The sequence below is a fragment of the Plantactinospora sp. CNZ320 genome (genome assembly GCF_002846275.1).
Genome location: NZ_PJMP01000001.1, coordinates 725,023 through 744,324, shown reverse-complemented (window position 1 = coordinate 744,324; position 19,302 = coordinate 725,023). Strand labels below are relative to the sequence as shown.

Below are 19,302 nucleotides of genomic sequence, written 5' to 3'. Positions count from 1 at the left end.
CACCGGACCGCCCCAGCGGGCTCGTCCCGGGCCGCCCCGGCGGGCACGTCCCGGACCGCCCCAGCGGGCTCGTCCCCCGCGAGGGCGGCTGGTGGACCCGCTCAGCGGCGTCCGCCGTGTGCCGGGTTCGGCGTGTGCGGGAGCTTGCCGAGCTGCCGCCAGTCGGACTCGGCGACCTGGATGTCGTAGTGCTTCGCCGCCGCGAGGATGTTCGCGAACGCCTGGTCCCGCTCGGCGTCGGTGACGCCCTGTGTCTGGTCGAACCGGGCGATGGCGTTGCGCACGTGCGACGCGTCGGTGAGTGGTTCCTTGCGCTTGCCCGGGAAGGCGAACGCACTGTCCGGCAGTTCACGGGACTGCTTGCTGCTGATCACCCCGTGCTGGTCGACGGGCTTCCAGGTGGTCTTCACGGTTTCCTCCCGACGAGGGTCGTCCCACCCGGTTCCCGTACCCGTGGCTCGGCGCGATAACCGACCTGCGCGACTCATTGACATTATTAGTTAACTTTCCTAATGTTTCAGCAACTCAGCGACATCGATTCCCCTCCGCTTCCGCCCGGGTGTCGGCGCCGGACCCCGCCGCCGCCGTCCCGGTGCCGCGGCGTCCCCACCCTCAGGTCGGATCGAGCGGCTGAGTCCCGCGACAGAAGGGAACGTCGATGTCACAGACCACGAGCGCCGAGCGGGTCCGCCCGCCGGGACGCCGCCCCGGCCGGCGGTCCAGGTTGTGCACCGGAGCGCTCGCGCTCGCCACCGTCGCGACCGGCACGGCCTTCGCGCTCGCACCGCTCTCCCCCGCCGACGCCGTCGTGCTGCCGGACAACTTCAAGAGCGTCGGGTACCTGCCGAGCTGGTCCGGCGACGTCAACGCCGTCCAGTACAACAAGCTGACCCACATCAACTACGCGTTCGTACTGCCGAACGCGAACGGCACGCTGCGGGCGGTGGAGAACCCGAGCAAGCTCTCCGCGCTGGTGTCGCGGGCACACGGCAGCAACGTCAAGGTGTCGATCGCGATCGGCGGGTGGAACGACGGCGACGACTCGGCCTTCGAAGCCCTGGCCGCCAACGCCACCAGCCGGACCACCTTCGTCAACAGCGTGGTCAGCTTCGTGACGCAGTACAACCTGGACGGTGTCGACATGGACTGGGAGTACCCGGACCCGGGCACCTCGGCGAACAACTTCACCGCCCTGATGCAGCAGCTCAGCGGCCAGCTCCGCAGCCGGGGCAAGCTGCTCACCGCCGCAGTCGTCTCCGAGGGCGGCAGCGTCGACGGGGTGCAGCCGGCCGTCTTCGGCTACGTCGACTGGCTGAACATCATGGCGTACGACGGTGGCAGCCCGCATGCCAACTACGACTGGTCGACAAACGCCGTCAACGGCTGGAAGGCGCGCGGCCTGCCGGCCAACAAGGCGGTGCTCGGCGTACCCTTCTACAGCCGCCCCGGCTACTTCACCTACGCCGCGCTCGTCGCGATGGACCCGGCCAACGCCAACCGGGACTGCACCACTGCCGGCGGCGCCCAGCAGTGCTACAACGGCATCCCGACGGTGAAGCGCAAGACCCAGTGGGCGATGGCCAACGCCGGCGGCATGATGAACTGGGAACTGTCGCAGGACACCAACAACTCGACCTCGCTGGTCAGTGCCATCTACGACACGGTGATGGGCGGTGGCGACCCGCCGCCGAGCGGCCGTACCGGTCAGATCACCGGGATCGGCGGAAAGTGCGTCGACGTCGCGGCGGCCGCGAGCGCGAACGGCACCCCGATCCAGCTCTACGCCTGCAACGGCACAAACGCCCAGCGCTGGACGGTCGGCACCGACGGCACGCTGCGGGCGCTCGGCAAGTGCGCCGACGTCACCGCCGCCGCGACCGCCAACGGCGCCAAGGTGCAGCTCTACGACTGCAACGGCACCGGCGCGCAGGTCTGGCAGGCGCAGAGCAACGGTACGCTGCGCAACCCCGCCTCGAACCGATGCCTGGACGCCACCGACAACAGCTCGGCAGACGGCACCCGGCTACAGATCTGGGACTGCTTCGGCGGCGCCAACCAGGTCTGGCGACTTCCGGCCTGATCCCGGCACCGCAGCCGGCCCGGTCGCCACAAGCGGCCGGGCCGGACGCCGTCTCCGGCCGGGTTGTCCCGGGCGGCCGACAGCAGGCGGTGGTCAGCGGGCGGTGCAGCTCGGTGTGAGGCCGGCTCCGCTGCCGGTGCCCTGGAAACCGAACTCCGTCGACTGCCCGGCGGCGATCCGTCCGTTGTAGCTCACGTTGCTGAACTCGACGGCGCCGCTGCTGCCGCTGCGCTGGGTGTTCCAGGCGTTGGTGATCGTGGTACCGGACGGCAGGGCGGCGCTTACCGTCCAACCGGTGGTACCCGCCGAGCCGGCGGTGACGCGTACGGTCGCGACGAAACCACCGGTCCAGGAGTTGAGCGAGACCGTGGCGGTGCAGCCGGCCGGCGGGTTGGTCGGCGGGTTCGTCGGCGGATTCGTGGGCGGGTTCGTCGGACCGCCGGTCGGCGGTGTGCTGGGGGTTGCGGTGGGCGTCGGAGTGGTACCCCCGTCGGTGAGGCTGCCGGGCACCGCCAGCAGGGCGTTGTACCAGGTGGTCGCCATCTTGCTGTAGCCGGTCGCGTTCGGGTGTACGCCGTCGGCCAGGTCGGCGGCGGTGAGCGCGGCGTACATGTTGACCAGGTACACCTGTCGACCGGCGTTCGCCCGGGTCTGCACGATCTGCGGTATCGCCGCGTTGAAGCTGCGCACCTGGGCGTCGGTGCTCGCGGAGCCGGCCGGAACGATTGTGGCGACGAAGAGCTTCGCCTCGGGCGCGGTGCTGGTGATCCGGTCGATGAGCGCGGCCAGCCGGTTCGGTGCGTTGGGCAGGTCACGGTTCTGGAATATGTCGTTGGTGCCGATGTGCAGCAGGATGGTGCGCGGCTGGTACGTGTTGAGCCAGTTGACGATGTTGGCGTCGATCTGGTCGATCCGCCAGCCGGAGTGTCCCTCGTGGTCGCGGTCGCCGAGACTTGCCGGGCCGTTCGCCTGGGAACCGACGAAGTCGACGGTGTAGCCGCCGGCCACCACCTTCTGCCAGAGGTCGATCCGGTAACCGCCCGGCACGTTGAAGCCGTCGGTGATCGAGTCGCCCAGCGGCAGCACCCGGACCCCGGCCGCCGCCTCCACCCGCTGGCCGGTGTGCAACACGATCGCTACGGTCGCCAGCACGACCGCCAGCAGTGCGCCGGCACACCGACGCGTCGTGGTCGACATGGGCAGTCACCTTCCAATGCATTCATGGATTTCGATTCGTACCCCATTGAATGCCCCGAGCCACACACCGAGCCGCCGGACGCGGCACCGAGCGGCGAACGCGCCCCCGGCTGCGCCGAACGGCCGAACGGCCGAACGGGTGAACGGGTGAACGGGTGAACGGGTGAACGACCCAAGCGGGCGAACGGGCGAACGCCGGCGCGGGCGGATGACGCCCAGCCAACCGGGCCGACCGGGCGGTGCGGCGGTGACCGTCAGCCGAGCCGGAAGTCGACCACCCGGATCGGGGAGGGCGTGCTGCCGCTGGAGGCCCGCTGATAGAGGACGGAGAGCACGCCGTCGCTCTCCACCCGGGTCCGGTCCACGATCACCTCGCCGAAGGCGTTCAGCCCGGCGCCGTCGAAGCGTACGGTCCAGTCGGTGTAGCCGCCGGCCCGGCTGGCCGTGACGATCCGGCCGTACGGCAGCACCACGTAGGCGTTGTCGGCAGCGTCGAGCACGATCTGGGACCGGCCGGTCGCGTTCAACGGCACCGGGATCTCGATCTTGCGCCAGACTCCGGAGGAGTTGCGGAACAGATGGAAGGCCCGGCCGTTGGCCCGGCGCGCCGAGGCGTACGAGGTGACGCAGGAGGTGAACCGGCCGGGTACGTAACTGATCACCACGTGCGGGTTGCCGGTCGAGTCGACGTCCTGGCTCTCCTGGTTGATCAGCCCGTAATTCGGCGGCAACGGGTCGACCACCAGCCCGGGGCTGGCGATCGACACCAGGTTGCCCGAGTTGGTGGTGCCGACCAGCGCACCGGCGTTGTTGCGCCAACTGCGCCCCTGGTCGTCGCTGTAGACGTAGCCGGTGTCGTGGTTGGTCAGACCACCGCTGTTGCAGGTGACCGCGGAGTTGCCCTCCCGCCAGGTGAAGGCGGCGTGCAGCCGGCCACCGGGGCCGTAGGTCAGGCCGTGCAGGTACATGTTCCGGGTGGTGCTGGTGGCACCGTTCGCGCTGTACGAGCCGGACGCCGACTGCCAGCGGCCGAGCCGGCGCCAGGTGGAGCCGTCGTACTCGGCGAACTCGTTGGTGCCGTTGCCGGAGCGTCCGGTCCGGTAACTCAACTGGAGCCGGTTGCCGGGCGCCACCCGGAACTGCGGGTACGTCATCGCGCCCGGTCCCACCCCGCCCAGGCTGCGCTGCACGGCGCCGAACCGGCCAACCACCCAGCTCCGCGAGCCCGGCGCGGAAACCAGCCCGGCCTCGGACTTGAGGTAGTAGATCTCGCTGTCGTGGGTGTCCATCGCGACGTGCAGCCGGCCGTCGCCGGGCGAGATGCCGAGCGCGATGGAGTTGTGCGAGTCGTTGGTGCTCAACCGGTGCGGCAACTGGAGGGTCTGCCACGCCCCGGACGGCAACTGCCGGCGGGCCAGCACGGCGTTGCGGGTCGAGGTGTACCAGGCCGCGTACTGGTAGCCGGCGTGGCTGACGATGCCGTCGCCGTACGAGTTGTTGTTGACCAGGCCGTCGTAGGAGACGAAGTAGAGCGCGGCGGGATCGAGCTGGGTGTCGCCGAGCCGGGTGATGCCCGGGGCCGCCGCGATCGCCGGGGCCGGCGGTACCAGCGCCGCGACGACCCCGACGACGAGTGACGCCACCAACGCGGCCCGACGGGAGGACGGGGCGGGCATGGCTTCTCCCTCGCGCCGGGCGCCACCGGGCGCTCCCAGATGAACGGATTCAATTTACATCCATGCTGATCGATCTGGAAGTCGTGGCGACTCGACTCCCCACCCCCGCAGCCGTGACTACGCCGCCGCCTCGCGGACGGCGGCGACGAGGCCGCCGTCGATGACCAGGTCCTGCCCGTTGATGTAGGACGCCTCGGCCGAGGCGAGGAAGGCGACCGCGTCGGCGACGTCCTCGGCGGTACCGAACCGGCCGGCGGCGATCCCGGCGAGTACGCCGGCATGCGCCTGCACCGGAATGGCGTCGTGGAACATCGGCGTCGCGATGTAACCGGGGCTCACCGAGTTGATCCGGATCCCCCGAGGCCCCAACTCGGCGGCGAGGGTATGCGTCAGGTTCTGCACCGCCGCCTTGGTCGCCGCGTAGAGCGAGCCACCGGGCAGACCCCGGTACACCGTCCAGGACGCGTTGATCACGATCGCCGCCCGCTCGGAGAGCAGCGGGACGGTCCGCTGGATGGTGAAGAAGACGCCCTTGAAGTTGATGTCCACCAGCCGCGCGAACTCGGCCTCGGTGAAGTCGCCGTTCGGCCGGAACAGCGCGACACCGGCGTTCGCGAAGACCACGTCCAACCGGCCGTACCGGTCCCGGATCGCGGCCGTCAGCGCGTCGAGGTCGGCCAACTTCGCGACGTCGCCGCGCAGGGCGAGTACCCGGTCCCCGCCGCCCAACTCGTCGGCGGCGGCCGCCAGCCGGGCGCTGTCGCGGCCGGTGATGACCACCTGGGCACCCTCGGCGAGCAGCCGCCGTGCGGTGGCCAGCCCCATCCCGCTGGTGCCGCCGGTGATGAGCGCGATCCTGTCGTCGAACCGGGAGAAGTTGTGCGTCATGGAGTGAGCGTGGCAACCGGCACGCGTACCGAACAGGGCGCGGTTATCCGGGTAGTGGCACCACCACCCTCGACCGGGCCGGTCAGGCCGGCACGGCGGACCCGATCCGCAGCAGCCGTTCGAGCCTGTCCCCGGTCCCGGTACCGGAACGCGGGTTGGACAACTCCAGGTACCAGTCCGGGCGGTCGACCACCGCCAGGGTCGTCGTGTCGAAGAAGAGGTCACCGGCCTCGGGGTGGCGCACCGCCTTCACCGCCTGGCCGGGGACGCCCACCTCGTGCCGGGACCACAACCGCGCGAACTCCGGGCTCACGGCGTGCAGATCGTCGATCAGCCGGCCGAACTCCGGGTCACCGGGATCGTGCGCCGCGTCCGCCCGGAACGCGGCGACGACGGCCGGCGCCACCGAGTCCCACTGCGGGCACATGTCGCGGTACCGGGCACTGGTGAAGAACGTGATCAGGCAGTTGTGGTCGGTGTCGCGGTAACCGAAGACCGTCCGCGCCGCCTCGTTGACGGCGAGCAGGTTCCAGTACCGGTCCCGCAGCACCGCGGGCCGGGGCGTCCACGCGTCGAGGAGCTGCCGCAGCTCCGGTGGGACCGGCGCACCGCCCGCACCACCGGGCCGGGGCGGGTGCAGGCCGGCGAGCAGGTAGAGGTGCACCCGCTCCGGCCCGGTCAGCCGCAGCACCCGGGCGATCGCGTCGAGCACCTCCACCGAGACGTTGATGTCGCGGCCCTGCTCCAGCCAGGTGTACCAGGAGACCCCGACGCCGGCCAGCACCGCGACCTCCTCGCGGCGCAGCCCCGGCGTCCGCCGCCGACCGCCCGCCGCCATGCCGACGTCACCGGGCGTCAACCGCGCCCGCCGGGTACGCAGGAAGTCACGGAGCTGCTCGCGACGACGCCGCGCCACGACCGGGGATTCGCTGGTCATATGTCACCGTAGCAACGCCTTCGACGGCCCGGCCGAGGTCTCCTCCCGGACCACGAACCGGATCGACCTGGCCTCGGTGATGCAGGCGCGCAGCGGCGCCGCCAGTTCCCGGTGCCCCGGGCTGCGCTCCCACGCCTCGAAGTCGGCGAGCGACGCCCACTCGCTGGTGATCAGCCACTGCTCGGAATCACCCGCCGCCTCGCAGACCTGGTCCACCAGGTGCCCCGGCACCCCCTCGGCGACCTGGTAACGGATCTGCTCGTACGCCTTCAGGAAGTCCTCGGTGCGCTCGCGCGGCACCCGGATCAGGAACAGCACCCTGGCCTTGGACATCGCTCGTCGTCCTCTCCGCTCTGCGCCGGCCTACGCCGGCTCGCGCCGGACCACCACGGCGCTGTTGAAACCGTCGAACCCACGCGCCCCGACCAGCGCCACGTCCACCGGCCGGGAGACCGACTCCCAGACGAAGTCCAGTTCGCAGCCGGGCGCCGGCCGGTCCAACCCGGCCGTCGGCGGCAGCACCCCGTGCCTGAGGCTGAGCAGCGCGGTCGCCACGTCCAGCGCCGCCCCGCCCTGATGCGCCCGGCCGATCAGCGGCTTCTGGGTGGTGACCGGCGGTGTGCGGGTGCCGAAGACCGCCCGCAGCGCCTCGGCCTCGCTGCGGTCGTACCGGGACACGCCCAGGGCGTCCGGGAAGACCACGTCCACCTCGACCGGCGCCACCCCGGCCCGGTCGAGGGCGAGCTGCATCGCCCGGGCGTACTGCACCGGGTCCCCGGCTGCCTGCCGGTCGGTGTGCCGGGCGTCGTGGCTGGCACCCCAGCCGACGATCTCGGCATAGCCGCGCACCCCCCGGGCCCGGGCGTGTTCCAGGTCCTCCACCACGAAGACCGCCCCGCCCTCCCCCGGCACGTAGCCGCTGGCCGCCATGTCGAACGGGCGGTACGCCAACGCCGGCTCCGGACAGGTGCTCAGCAGTCCGCCCCGCAACTGGCAGGTGAGCGCGTACGGGCTCAGTGGGCACTCCGTGCCGCCGGCCAGCACCACCGGGGTGCCCCGGCGGACCATCCGTACCGCGTGGGCGAGACTGTCCAGCCCACCCGCGGACTCGGCGGCCAACACCCCGCACGGGCCCTTGAACTGGTGCCTGATCGAGAGCTGCCCGACGCTCGCCGCGTAGAACCAGGCGATCGACTGGTACGCCCCGACGGTACGCGCCGGGCCACGCCAGAGCCGTTGCAGTTCCCGCTGCCCGAACAGGTTGCCGCCGGAGGAGCTGGCCAGCGTCACCCCGTACCCGTAGGGGTCGTCGGCCGTCTCCGGCAACCCGGCGTCGGCCAGCGCGAGCCGGGCCGCCGCGAAGCCGAGGTGTGTCCACCTGTCGGTCTGCACCAGCTGCCGGCTGTCGGCGTAGTGCGGCGCGTCGAAGTCGGAGACCTCACCGGCGAGCCGGCTGGGATAGCGTCCCGGGTCGAAGAGGGTGATCGGGCCGATCCGGTTCTGCCCGGCCATTACGCACTTCCAGTGCGCGTCCGCACCGATCCCGCTCGGCGCCACCACACCGAGCCCGGTGATCACGGCCCGGCGCCGCGACCCGTCCCCGCCCGCCCGGCCGGTCACCGGTCCGGCCCGTCGTACTGGGTGAAGACCATCGCCGACTGGAAGCCGCCGAAGCCGCTGCCGACGGAGAGGGCTATCCGCACCGGCAACTCCCGGGCGGTGTTCGGGGTGTAGTCGAGGTCGCACTCGTCGTCCCGGTTGGCCCAGTTCGCCGTCGGCGGCACCACCCCGTGCTCGATGGCAAGTGCGCAGGCCGCCATCTCGATCGCACCGATCGCCCCGAGCGAGTGCCCGACCATCGACTTGATCGAACTGATCGGCACCCCGTACGCGGCCGCGCCGAGGGCGCGCTTGAAGGCAGCCGTCTCGTGCCTGTCGTTCTGCCGGGTACCCGAGCCGTGCGCGCTGACGTACGACACGTCGGTCGGGTCGCACCGGGCCTGACCCATCGCGTCCTCGATGGCCAGTGCCATCTCGACACCGTCGGGACGCAGCCCGGTCATGTGGTAGCCGTTGCTCCGGTTGGCGTAACCGGCCGCCTCGCAGTAGACCCGCGCCCCGCGCCGCCGGGCGTGCTCCGCCTCCTCCAGGACCAGCACTGCGGCGCCCTCGGCGAGGACGAACCCGTGCCGGTCCCGGTCGAAGGGGCGGGAGGCGTGCGCCGGGTCGTCGTTGTCCGGGGTGGTCGCCTTGATCGCGTCGAACGAGGCGACGGTGACAGGTGAGATCGGACTGTCCGAGGCGCCGGCCAGCACCACGTCCGCCTCGTCGTCGCAGATCAGCTGCTGGCCGTAGCCGATCGCGTCGATCCCGGAGGTGCAACCGGTGGAGACCACCTGGGCCGGGCCGTGCACCCCGTGCCGGCAGGCGACGTCGGCGGCGAGACTAGACGGCATCAGTGCCTGGTAGAGGAACGGGCCCGCCCGGGTCGGATCCACCAACCAGTCCGCGCCGGAGTCGCTGACCTGGACGTACTCCCGTTCCAGCAGCATGGTGCCGCCCACCGCCGAGCCGAGCACCACTCCGGTGCGCTCCCGCGTCGCGTCGGTCAGCTCCAGTCCGCTGTCCGCCAGCGCCTCGATCGAGGCGGCTAGCGCGAACTGGACGTACCGGTCGGCGCGCTGCCGCTCGACGACGCCGAGCCCGGCACGGACCGGGTCGAAGTCGCATTCGGCGGCCACCTGTGAGCGGAACGGCGACGGATCGAAGAAGCTGATCCGCCTGGTCGCCGTCCGGCCGGCGGTGATGGTCGCCCAGAACTCGTCCCGGGTCGCCCCACCCGGCGCGACCACTCCGATCCCGGTCACCACGGCGCGGCGCCGGGTCACGGCCCGGCCTCCGGCCCAGCGGCCAGCACGGCCGCCGCAGGTTCGGTGTCGACGTGCCCGAGTTCCGGGCGCGGGGCCAGCGGGCCGAGCTGGAAGACCACCTCGGCCGGCTCGTCGGCCACGTTGCGCAGCCGGTGCCGGACGTTCACCGCGATGTAGAGCGCCTCCCCGGTGCCGACCGGCACCGGCTCGTCGTCCAGGTCCACCACGATCGCACCCCGGGCGACATAGAGGAACTCCTCGCTGTACGGGTGGTAGTGCTCGGCGATCCGCTCACCCGGGGCGAGGTTCGCCACCCCGAGGAAGCCCGAACCGCTGCCCACGGTGCGGGGACCGAGCAGTACCCGGATCTCGCCACCCCGGCGGCGGTCCGGCGCGATGTCCCGGGCGGCCACCAGGCGGCGGCCCGGCTCACTCATCGCCGACCCCGGCCGGTGCCGGCGCGGCCGATTCCAGCTCGGCGGCGATCCGCTCGATCTTGTCCCGGATGATGTCCAGCTGGATCCGGCTGTTCGCGTTGATCCGGTCGGTCATCTGCTCGGTGCTCACCGGTGCCGTCGGACGCATCTCGAAGTCCTGCGTCCAGGTCATCCGGGTACCGCCCGGCGCCTCGGCGTAGCGCCAGTGGATCCGCATGTACTCGAACGGCCCGGGCTCCACCCGGTGCGCGTGCACCTCCCGGCGGACCGGATCGGCGGTACGCTCGCTGACCCAGCTCCAGGTGACCCCGTTCTCGTCCGGATACATGGTCAGCCGGAACCGTACGGTGTCGCCGCGCCGCTCGATGATCTCCACCGACTGGTACTCGGTGAAGAGCCCCGGCCAGCCCGCAACGTCGTTGGTCAGGTCCCACACCAGCGGCAACGGTGCGGCGATCAGCACACTGTTCTCGGTGTGCCCCGGCCGTCCCGCCGCGGCGGGGGCGCCACCGGTCGGCTGGCTCTGCCCGGCCACCAGCTCGGCCACCTCCGCGATGCTGAACCGCCCGGCCTCCTCGGGAAGCTGGACCCGGTAGCGGTCCGCGACCACCGCCTGTAGTTCGAGCAGCGCGAGCGAGTCCATGCCGAGTTCCTCCAGCGAGGCGCCGGGGGCGGCGGTGGTCGCGTCGGCGTTCAACCCGCAGTGCCGGACCAGGATCGCGGTGATCTCCGCCGCCGTCACCTGCGACGGCACCGGCTCCCGCTGGGTCGGCCCGGTCAACGCCGGTTCCTCGTGCCTGACACTCATCTGGTCCTCCTCGAAAGATTGGCGGTGGTGGACGGGGCGGCACACGGGACCCGGTCCCGGTCGCCCGGCGGGTCGGCGGTGTCGAGCAGTCGATCGCCCGGCGGGTCGGCGCTGCCCGGCAGCCGGTCGGCCGATGGGTCGGCGGTGCCGAGCAGCCGGTCGACCAGCCCGGTGGAATACCGACCCTTGCGGAATCCCGGGTCGTCGAGTACCCGGCGCAGGAACGGGATGGTGGTGCGTACGCCGGGGCCGTCGACGTCGAACTCGTACAGCGCCCGCTCCATCCGGCCGAGCGCCAGATCCCGGTCGGGCGCCCAGACCACCACCTTGGCGAGCAGCGAGTCGTAGTACGGGCCGACGAGATAGCCGGGATAGCCGTGCGTGTCGACCCGGGTGAACGGCCCGCTCGGCGGGACGAACCTGGCCAGCCGGCCGGGAGTGGGTGCGAACCCCCGGTCGGGATCCTCCACGTTGACCCGGCACTCCAACGCGACGCCGGAGATCCGGACGTCGGACTGGCGGAGCCGCAGCGGTACCCCGGCGGCGATGTGCAACTGCTCGTGCACCAGGTCGACCCCGGTGATCATCTCGGTGACCGGATGCTCGACCTGAATCCGGCAGTTGACCTCGATGAACGAGAACCGTTCACTCTCGTCGACCAGGAACTCGAAGGTCCCGGCCCCGGTGTAACCGGCCCGCAGCGCACCGCGCAGCGCCGAGTCGGCGAGCGCGTCGAGGGTACCGGCCGACAGGGCGGGCGCCGGACCCTCCTCGATCAGTTTCTGGTGCCGCCGCTGCACCGAGCAGTCCCGGGTGCCGAGGTGCACGCCGTTGCCGTACCCGTCGCAGAGCACCTGCACCTCGACGTGGCGGGCCTGCACGAGGTACCGCTCGACGTAGACCCGGTCGTCACCGAAGACCGCCTGCGCGGTGATCCTGGTCCGCTCGTAGGCCGCGTCGAACTCGTCGGCGGATCGGACCACTGTCATCCCGCGCCCACCGCCCCCGGCGGCACACTTGATGATCACCGGATAGCCGATCTCGTCGGCTACCGCCCGTGCCCGCGCCGCCGTGCCGACCGTGGCCATGCTGCCCGCGGGCAGCGGCAGACCGGCGTCCCGCATCAGCGCCCGGGCCCGGGCCTTGTCCCCGAGCGCGTGCATCACCTCCGGCGGGGGTCCGATGAAGACGAGCCCGTTGTCGGCGCAGATCTCGGCGAAGTCGGCATCCTCGGAGAGGAACCCGTAACCCGGGTGCACGGCCTGCGCCCCGGTCCGGCGGGCCGCCTCGACGATGGCGGCGGCGTTGCGGTAGCTCTGCCGACCCTCCGGCGGTCCGATGCAGACCGCCTCGTCGGCCAACCGGACGACGGCCGAGTCCCGGTCCGCGACCGAGTACACCGCCACGGTACGCACACCCAGCTCACGGCAGGCCCGGGCGACCCGGAGCGCGATCTCGCCACGATTGGCGATCAAAATCTTCTCGAACATCGCCGCACCGTCCTGGAAGTCACGCGGGTAGCAGAGCGATAAGTGGTTGCCCGAATTCGACCGGCTCGCCGTCCCGGACGAGTACCTCGGCGACCCGGCCGGCCTGGTCGGCAACCACCTCGTTCATCAGCTTCATCGCTTCGACGATGCCGACCACCTGACCGGGCTCCACCTTGTCGCCGACCTCGACGAACGGGGTGCCACCGGGCTCGGCGGCCTGGTAGTAGGTGCCGACCATCGGCGCGACAACCGTCCGCCGGCCGGCGTCGCCGTCGCCCTCGACGGGTCGGCCGGCACGATCGGCGACATCGGTGGGAGCGGCGGTGGTGAGGACGGCCGGAGCGTGCCCGGCGGGGCCGCCCGGATCCGCCGAACCGGTCGGGCCGTGCCACTCGATCTCCAGCACGGTGTCACCGCTGCGCAGGTGGATCCGGCGTACCGGGCCGGCCGTCGAGGTGAGCAGCCGGTCCGCCTGCCGGCACAGCTCGGCGAGTTCGCCCGTCGGCCGTTCTGCCGGTTCGCCCGTCGGCCGCTGTGCCGATTCGTCTCTCAGCCGCTCTGCCGATTCGCCTGGCTGCCGCTGTGCCGGTTCGCCCGTCGACCGTTCTGCGGGTTCGCCTGGCTGCCGCTCTGCCGATTCCGGCCGTAGCGGTCCGGTCGGGGCCGGCTGGCCGGGAACGGTCCCGGCGGTCACGCCGGACCCGCTTCCGGGCGCAGCACGCTGGCCGCCGCGCCGTACCCACGGAACCGCTGGCGGCGCCGCCGGATCAGCTCCCCGGCGGGTACGTCGAGCAGTGGCGCGAGGTTGGCCAGCAGCGCCCGGCGGAGTGACCGGGCCGCCCCGACGGGATCACGGTGTGCGCCTCCGGGCGGCTCGGCGACGATCTCGTCGGCGACCCCGAGCCGCAGCAGGTCGGGTGCGGTGAGCCGGAGCGCCTCGGCGGCTCTCGGCACGGCGGCCCGGTCGTGCCAGAGGATCGCGGCACAGCCTTCCGGACTGATCACCGAATAGACGGCGTTGCGCAGCATGAGCACCCGGTCCGCCACCGCCAACGCGAGGGCCCCGCCGCTGCCCCCCTCGCCGATGATGATCGCGACGACCGGGGTCGGCAGCCCGGTCATCGCGAGGATGCTCTCGGCGATCGCGGCGGCCTGGCCCTGCTGCTCCGCCTCGACCCCCGGGTACGCCCCCGGGGTGTCGATCAGGGTCACCACCGGCAGGCCCAGGTTGGCGGCGAGCCGCATGACCCGGATCGCCTTGCGGTAGCCGGCCGGGCTGGCCATCCCGAAGTTGCGGGCCCGCAGCTCGCGCGGCTGGTGTCCCTTCTGGTGCCCGACCACCGCGACGTACCGGTCGCCGAGCCGGGCCAGTCCGGCGACGACCGCCGCACAGTCGACGCCGAGCCGGTCACCGTGCAGCTCGACGAACCCGTCGAAGGCGGTGGCCAGGTAGTCGAGTGTGGTCGGCCGGCCGGCGTGCCGGGCGGCCCTGACGATCCGCCAGGCGTCGGTCGGCTCGTCCAGGCCGGTCACCTCGCCCGTCGGGCCGTGCCCCAACAGCGGCGTGCCGATCACCTCGCCCGTCCGGCCGAGCTGCGGCGGCAGCGTTTCGGTCGGACCGGCCACCTCGCCCGTCGGGCCGGGCCCCGGCGGCGGCGTGCCGATCACCTCGCCCGGTGGGCCGGGCTCCGGCGGCACGGTTCCGGTCGGACGTCCCGGATCCGGTGTGGCCGCCGTGCCGGACGGGCCGGCAGCCGCCGGCCGGTCGGCTCCGCGCCGGTGGAGGTCGGCCGGCTCGTCGCGGCTGGCGGCGGCGAGCAACCAGCGCAGTCTGGCCCGCAGCGCCGGACGCTGCACCACCATGTCGACCTGGCCGTGCCGGAGCAGGAAGTCGGTGGTCTGGAAGTCGGGCGGCAGCGTCTGCCGGATGGTCTCGCGGATCACCCGGGGACCGGCGAAGCCCAGCCGGGAACCGGTCTCGGCGAGCACGATGTCCGTGCAGGTGGCGAAGGACGCCGCCACCCCGCCGTAGGTGGGGTCGGTCACCAGGCTGACCGTCAGCAGCCCCGCCTCGCGCAGCGCGGCGATCGCCTGGCTGATGGTCGCCATCTGCATCAGCGCCAGCACGCCCTCCTGCATCCGCGCGCCACCGGAGGCGGTGACCAGCAGCAGCGGCAGGCGGTTGGCCAGGGCGCGCTCGGCCGCCCGGGTGATCAGCTCACCGGTCACCGAGCCCAGGCTGCCCCCGAGGAAGCGGAAGTCCATCACGGCGAGCACCAGGCCGTACCCGCCGAGCGTCGCCGTACCGCAGAGCACCGCCTCGGCCAGGCCGGTCTCCGCGCGGGCGGCGGCGAGCCGCTGCGGGTACGGCACCGAGTCGACGAAACCGATCGGATCGACCTGGGTGGCCGGGCCGGGCAGCGGCCGGAACGTGTCCGGGTCGACGAGCTGGGCGATCCGCTCGGGCGCGTCCAGCCGACGGTGGTCCCCACACTCCGGGCACACGTCGAGGTTGCGCCGCAGCCGCTTGCGATAGAGCAGCGCCGGGCAGGAACGGCAGCGGATCCACGGCTGCTGGTCGAGTTCGGCGTACCCGCCGCGGCGCGGGATCGTGCCGGCCCGCGTACCCCCGGTCATCGCCGTACTCCGGCGGGATCGGTCGGGGCGTCCCAGTGGTAGAAGCAGCGGGCCATCGCGTCCGCCGGCACCCGCCAGTTCGCCAGGTACGGCGTGATGTGCGGGGCGAGCCGTTCGCTGACCCGGACGAACTCGGGGTGCCGGCGGGCGTTCTCCACCGCGGCGGAACCCGGGCTCTCGGTCTCGATCAGGTGCACGTACAGGTCGTGCAGCCGGTAGAGCGAGCGGTGCCGTACGCCCACCAGCCGGGGCAGCTCGGTCCGGTCCGACTCGGCGAAGATCTGCGCGACCTGCCCCTCGGCGGCCGGTACGACCTTGGCGACGATCAGTGAGCGATCCATGGTGCAGCCTCCCTGGGCGATTCCCGCGCTCCGGATGGATGACACCGTCGCCCGGTCGCGACGAAGAGCCTCTCCCCGGCTTCTCCCCCGACTGCGACCTCGTCCGAACGGCTGGTGACCACCCTGCCGAGCGGGTGTCAACGGAATGTCACCTGATCGTGTACTGCCACCCACCGGCGCGGTGACGCTCCGGTGACGGCGTACCGGCAGAATGCCCGGTCTCGGAGCGCTGGAACAGCCCGAAAGCGGCGCCGAGGCGCTCGATCAGGGTGGCTTATGCGCAGGTCAGAGCCGTTGTGGAGCGGCCGAACAATCAAGGTCGGATTGCCGACCGGCGGATTGACCGAGCGTAACGGCGATTGATAACCTTCGTCACGCTTTGCGATGTCGGTCGCCCCGGTCAGGGCCGGCGTGCGGAGCGGCATCGGCATACCGGAGAGCTGGGACGGGGCGGTCCGAGCAGAGCGGACTTCGGGACACGGGTTCCGGGTGCAGGAGGGTGGGCCGTGACTCCTCGGGAGAGCGCGCCACACGACGGGACGGACCAGGCACCGGTGCACCCGCCCGAGCACCACTCCGGCCGGGCGATCCACCTCTTCCTGCTGGACGGGTTCAGCCTGCTGCACGACGGGACGCCTGTCGTCGTACCGCGTGGACTGCAACGGATCATCGCGCTCGTCGGGTTGCGACCGGGCGCGACCCGGGCGCACCTGGCCGGTCTGCTCTGGCCGGACACTCCGGAGGAACGGGCGATGTCCTCGCTGCGTACGGCGCTGTGGCGGTTGCGCCAGGAGGGCAGTTGCCCGGTGCTCACCGCTGGCGACACCGTCCGGCTCGACCCGGCGGTACGGCTGGACATCGACGACCTCGTCCGCGCCGCCGACCGGGTACGCGACGGCGGCGACCCGCGCTGGGCGGAGCGGATCCGTGGCGCCGGGCGACACGACCTGCTGCCCGGCTGGTACGACGAGTGGGTCCTGCTGGAACGGGAGCGGCTGCGCCAACTCCGGCTGCACATGCTGGAGGACATCGCCCGGGGTCACCTGCACGCGGGGCAGCACGGCGAGGCGTTGCAGGCCGCGCTCGAGGCGGTCCGCGCCGAGCCGCTGCGGGAGACACCGCACCGCCTGATCGTCGAGATCCACCTGGACGAGGGGAACGCCTACGAGGCGCTCCAGGCCTTCTACGTCTACCGCGACCTGCTGCTGCGCGAGCTGCAACTGGAACCGTCCGAGACGATGTGCGACCTGCTCAGCGACCTGCTCGCGCCGATCTCCAGGCCGGCGGAGCCGCGCCGGTCGGGTTCCCGGCCGCCGGCGGGGCGCGCCTATCCGGACCGGCCGGCGCTGCCGGCGATGCCGGTACGGCGCTGAGAACCCGAGGCGTAGTCACGTTGGTCCGGGCGTCACCACGGCGTCACCAGCGGGCCACATCCACCGGCGACGGCGGTGACGGTCCGGTGACGCGGCCGTCGGCATGGTGATCGGGCCCGACCGGACGGCCGGCAGGTCGTCCTCCCGAGCCGTACCGGGCCGTACCGGGCAGCCAGCCGGGCCCTAGCAGCGAGTGGGAGACGAGATGAATCGCGTACTGATCGTGGGCAGGATCGTCCCGGGGACCGAGGAGGAGATCGCCAAGATCTTCGCGGAGTCCGACGACACCGACCTGCACACCGTCACCGGGGTGCGGCACCGCTCGCTCTACCACCTCGACGACCTCTGCCTGCACCTGATGGAGACCGACGACTCCGCACCGTCCCGGCTGGAACAGGCGAACCGGCATCCGCTCTTCGTCAGCGTGACGCAGCGGCTGGGGTCGTACATCTCGCCGTACTCGCCGAACTGGCGGTCGCCGCGCGACGCGATGGCCCGGTGCTTCTACCGCTGGGACGGCCCGGGTGCCACGGTCACGATGCCGCCGGCCAGCCCGGCCGGCCGCCCCAGCTAGGGGGTTCGATGCCCGCCAGCCCGATACACGTGATCGTCATTGGTGCCGGTACCGGCGGCATGTGCCTGGCGCACGGCCTCCGACGGGCCGGCATCAGCGTCGCGGTCTACGAGCGGTACCGCGACCGTGGCGACGGCCTGCTCGGCTACCGGGTCGGGATCAACCCGACCGGCTGCCGGGCGCTGCGCGAGTGCCTGCCGCCGGAACTGTTCAGCACGTTCCTCGCCACCTGTGCCCAGCCGCCCCGGTACTTCAACGTGCTCACCGAGCAACTGCACCGGACGGCCTCGTTCGCGCTGCGTCCGGACGCCGACCCGACGAGCATCGACCAGTCGGTCTCCCGGATGACGCTGCGCCAGGTGCTGCTGACCGGTATGGACGACGTGGTGCACTTCGGCAAGACGTTCACGCACTACGCGCAGCACGACGACGGCCGGGTCACCGCGTACTTCGCCGACGGCACCTCGGCCACCGGGGACCTGCTGGTCGCCGCCGACGGCACGCACTCCGCGGTACGCCGGCAGTACCTGCCGCACGCCGAGGTCCGGGACGCCGGGAGCATCAACATCGCCAGCAAGATCCCGCTGACCGAGCAGACCCGTGCCCTGCTCACCGAGGAGATGCACCGGGGCATCTCGCTGATCTTCGGAGCCGGCGGGGTGATGGGCGTACTGCACGTGATGGAGTTCAACTGGGACCAGCGAGGTTCGGTCAAGCCCGGGGTGGGGGTCACCGATGCCCGGCTGATCGGGCAGTGGCCCGGACTGCTCTTCGACAACACCCGGGACTGCATCAACCTGATCATCTGGAGCGCGGCCAGTCGCTTCCCGTCCGACGTGATGGAGTTGCGCGGTGAGCGCCTCGCCGAGGTCGCCCGGGACCTGACCCGGAACTGGCACCCGAACCTGCGCGAGCTGCTGCGGCGCAGCGACACCGGCAGCGTCATCCCGATCAAGGTCGCCACCTCGGTGCCCGTGCAGCCCTGGCCGAGCAGCAACGTGACCCTGCTCGGCGACGCGATCCACACCATGACGCCGGGCCGGGGGGTGGGGGCCAACACGGCGCTGCGGGACGCCGCGCTGCTGCACCGGCAACTTGTCGCGGCGGCGGCCGGCGCCAAGCCGCTGCTCGACAGCGTCGCGGACTACGAGACGGAGATGATCCGGTACGGCTTCGCCCGGGTCGCCGACTCGCTGCGCACGAACGGCACCAACGGGGACGACCCGATCTACAAGCCGGTGATCGGCCGGCTCGCCATGCTGGCCGCGCGCGGCTACTTCAGCGTCACCAGCCGGCTTCCGCCGCTGCGCCGCCGGTTCGTCGACGAGTTGTACAACTACCGCGGCGCCGAGACCTGAGCAGCGGCCGCTCGGCCGACCGCCCGGCGCCCACCGGCAGGTGGTCGCGCAGCACGTGCTGGCTGATCAGCGCGACCCGGGCGCCCGCCTCCTCGAGGCTGCGCAGTCGGCCGCCGAGCCGCGCCCGCAGCGCCCGGTCGACGGTCCGGCTGCCGGCCAGGATCACCGCCTGGGGCCGCTGGCCGCGCAGCGTCGCCAGGTAGTCGAGATCCCGCTCCGCCCACCGGTGGTGCTGCTGTACATCATCACGATGTTTCCGTGCCGCTCGGCGGCGCGGATCACGCCGGCCGCGATGGCCGAGAAGAACGGGTCGGCGATGTCGTGCACCAGCAGCCCGACCAGGTTCGTCCGACCCCGGGCCGTCGCCTGCGCGGGTGCGTCGGCCGAGTAGTTCAACCTCGGTGGCGGCGGCGTGCACCCGGTCCGTCAGGTCCGCCCGCACCCGGCGGATGCCGTCGCCGTTGAGCACCCGCGAGGCGGTCGCCACCGACACCCCCGCCCTGTTGGCCACATCCATCAGCGTGACGGTTCCGGACGGGCGCTTGGTCATGTGGCGATCCCCGGGCAGTTGTCGGCGGTGGTGTCCGGGCCGGCGACCCCGCCCGGCATCGGCACCCTACCGCCGGTCCGGTGTGT

At 72.0% G+C, this 19,302-nt stretch carries 19 protein-coding genes; 4 read left to right on the top strand and 15 right to left on the bottom strand.

Annotation, left to right across the window (positions count from 1 at the left end):
- Positions 1-101: 101 nt before the first annotated feature.
- Complete coding sequence (locus CLT71_RS03090; RefSeq protein WP_101365756.1) at positions 102-410, bottom strand: DUF6582 domain-containing protein; 309 nt, start codon at positions 408-410, stop codon at positions 102-104.
- Between the two features lie 248 nt (positions 411-658).
- On the opposite strand from CLT71_RS03090, the gene CLT71_RS03085 reads away from it, so the two are divergent.
- Complete coding sequence (locus CLT71_RS03085; RefSeq protein ID WP_101365755.1) at positions 659-2,080, top strand: glycosyl hydrolase family 18 protein; 1,422 nt, start codon at positions 659-661, stop codon at positions 2,078-2,080.
- A gap of 93 nt (positions 2,081-2,173) precedes the next feature.
- On the opposite strand, the gene CLT71_RS03080 is transcribed toward CLT71_RS03085, so the two are convergent.
- From CLT71_RS03080 to CLT71_RS03020, 13 genes are all read right to left on the bottom strand, one after another.
- Positions 2,174-3,277 (bottom strand): GDSL-type esterase/lipase family protein, encoded by a 1,104-nt coding sequence (locus tag CLT71_RS03080; RefSeq protein ID WP_101365754.1) that lies wholly within the window; start codon positions 3,275-3,277, stop codon positions 2,174-2,176.
- Between the two features lie 254 nt (positions 3,278-3,531).
- Complete coding sequence (locus CLT71_RS03075; protein WP_101365753.1) at positions 3,532-4,953, bottom strand: BNR repeat-containing protein; 1,422 nt, start codon at positions 4,951-4,953, stop codon at positions 3,532-3,534.
- A 117-nt stretch (positions 4,954-5,070) separates the two neighbouring features.
- The gene (locus tag CLT71_RS03070; RefSeq protein WP_101365752.1) at positions 5,071-5,841 is read right to left on the bottom strand and encodes a glucose 1-dehydrogenase; all 771 of its coding nucleotides are present in this window, start codon (positions 5,839-5,841) and stop codon (positions 5,071-5,073) included.
- 82 nt (positions 5,842-5,923) lie between these two features.
- Entirely contained in the window at positions 5,924-6,778 is an 855-nt protein-coding gene (locus CLT71_RS03065; protein ID WP_101365751.1) for an MmyB family transcriptional regulator, read from the bottom strand.
- A gap of 3 nt (positions 6,779-6,781) precedes the next feature.
- Positions 6,782-7,111 (bottom strand): antibiotic biosynthesis monooxygenase family protein, encoded by a 330-nt coding sequence (locus tag CLT71_RS03060; protein ID WP_101365750.1) that lies wholly within the window; start codon positions 7,109-7,111, stop codon positions 6,782-6,784.
- A 30-nt stretch (positions 7,112-7,141) separates the two neighbouring features.
- Positions 7,142-8,398 carry a beta-ketoacyl-[acyl-carrier-protein] synthase family protein gene (locus CLT71_RS03055; protein WP_486483014.1) on the bottom strand — a complete coding sequence of 419 codons (1,257 nt, stop codon included), beginning with the start codon at positions 8,396-8,398 and terminating at the stop codon, positions 7,142-7,144.
- Entirely contained in the window at positions 8,395-9,666 is a 1,272-nt protein-coding gene (locus CLT71_RS03050; protein WP_101365749.1) for a beta-ketoacyl-[acyl-carrier-protein] synthase family protein, read from the bottom strand. The genes CLT71_RS03055 and CLT71_RS03050 overlap by 4 nt, the downstream gene beginning before the upstream one ends.
- Positions 9,663-10,085, bottom strand: coding sequence for a cupin domain-containing protein (locus CLT71_RS03045; protein ID WP_101365748.1), 423 nt, complete (start codon positions 10,083-10,085; stop codon positions 9,663-9,665). Before CLT71_RS03045 ends, CLT71_RS03050 begins: the two co-directional genes overlap by 4 nt.
- Positions 10,078-10,893 carry an SRPBCC family protein gene (locus CLT71_RS03040; RefSeq protein WP_101365747.1) on the bottom strand — a complete coding sequence of 272 codons (816 nt, stop codon included), beginning with the start codon at positions 10,891-10,893 and terminating at the stop codon, positions 10,078-10,080. The genes CLT71_RS03045 and CLT71_RS03040 overlap by 8 nt, the downstream gene beginning before the upstream one ends.
- Entirely contained in the window at positions 10,890-12,383 is a 1,494-nt protein-coding gene (locus tag CLT71_RS03035; RefSeq protein WP_101365746.1) for an acetyl-CoA carboxylase biotin carboxylase subunit, read from the bottom strand. The genes CLT71_RS03040 and CLT71_RS03035 overlap by 4 nt, the downstream gene beginning before the upstream one ends.
- A gap of 19 nt (positions 12,384-12,402) precedes the next feature.
- A complete protein-coding gene (gene accB, locus CLT71_RS03030; RefSeq protein WP_486483013.1) occupies positions 12,403-13,077 on the bottom strand; it encodes an acetyl-CoA carboxylase biotin carboxyl carrier protein in 675 nt (224 codons plus the stop codon).
- On the bottom strand, positions 13,074-15,020 hold the full coding sequence (locus tag CLT71_RS03025; RefSeq protein ID WP_101365745.1) for an acetyl-CoA carboxylase carboxyltransferase subunit alpha: 1,947 nt from the start codon (positions 15,018-15,020) through the stop codon (positions 13,074-13,076). Before CLT71_RS03025 ends, accB begins: the two co-directional genes overlap by 4 nt.
- Entirely contained in the window at positions 15,017-15,361 is a 345-nt protein-coding gene (locus CLT71_RS03020; protein WP_101365744.1) for a TcmI family type II polyketide cyclase, read from the bottom strand. The genes CLT71_RS03025 and CLT71_RS03020 overlap by 4 nt, the downstream gene beginning before the upstream one ends.
- 554 nt (positions 15,362-15,915) lie before the next feature.
- Between CLT71_RS03020 and CLT71_RS03015 the strand changes: the two genes are divergently transcribed.
- The 3 genes from CLT71_RS03015 (at position 15,916) to CLT71_RS03005 (ending at position 18,666) form a co-directional block, all read left to right on the top strand.
- Positions 15,916-16,734 carry a BTAD domain-containing putative transcriptional regulator gene (locus tag CLT71_RS03015; protein WP_101365743.1) on the top strand — a complete coding sequence of 273 codons (819 nt, stop codon included), beginning with the start codon at positions 15,916-15,918 and terminating at the stop codon, positions 16,732-16,734.
- 205 nt (positions 16,735-16,939) lie between these two features.
- Positions 16,940-17,308, top strand: a complete 369-nt coding sequence (locus CLT71_RS03010) for a TcmI family type II polyketide cyclase (RefSeq protein WP_101371093.1) — start codon at positions 16,940-16,942, stop codon at positions 17,306-17,308.
- Between the two features lie 8 nt (positions 17,309-17,316).
- Complete coding sequence (locus CLT71_RS03005) at positions 17,317-18,666, top strand: FAD-dependent oxidoreductase (RefSeq protein ID WP_101365742.1); 1,350 nt, start codon at positions 17,317-17,319, stop codon at positions 18,664-18,666.
- Here CLT71_RS03005 and CLT71_RS03000 read toward each other — a convergent pair.
- Positions 18,593-19,216, bottom strand: coding sequence for a LacI family DNA-binding transcriptional regulator (locus tag CLT71_RS03000; protein WP_101365741.1), 624 nt, complete (start codon positions 19,214-19,216; stop codon positions 18,593-18,595). The genes CLT71_RS03005 and CLT71_RS03000 overlap by 74 nt on opposite strands.
- Between the last annotated feature and the right edge of the window lie 86 nt (positions 19,217-19,302).